The following is a 272-nucleotide window of genomic DNA, read 5'->3' as shown; positions in this document are numbered from 1 at the left end:
TGGAATAAATACATATCTTCTCGCATGACAAGCTCTTTTGTTAAGTAGTTTCGGATAAATGAACTATCAGACTCTAACTCTCGTACTTCAAACATTTTTTCTCGACCGCTGCCAGGTTTAACGCCTAATTCTTTCATTTCTTTTGTTGGATTATTATATCGTTCTTCGATATCTTCAAACATTCTTAGTCCTAAGTAGTATGGATTAATACTTGTTTTAGAAGGTTGAACTACTCCTGCGTTTAGTTTCGCGTATTCGATTGCTTCGTTTGA

At 34.9% G+C, this 272-nt stretch carries 1 protein-coding gene; it reads right to left on the bottom strand.

What is annotated here, in order from left to right; all coding sequences use genetic code 11:
- The coding region (locus CN601_RS21855; protein ID WP_142317399.1) for a SpoVR family protein at positions 1–272 on the bottom strand (272 nt) is incomplete at both ends.

Origin of the sequence: Bacillus sp. AFS017336 (assembly GCF_002555445.1) — a bacterium.
GTDB lineage: Bacteria > Bacillota > Bacilli > Bacillales > Bacillaceae_G > Gottfriedia.
The sequence above is the reverse complement of the archived record's forward strand: the minus strand, read 5'-3'. Positions and strand labels throughout refer to the sequence as shown.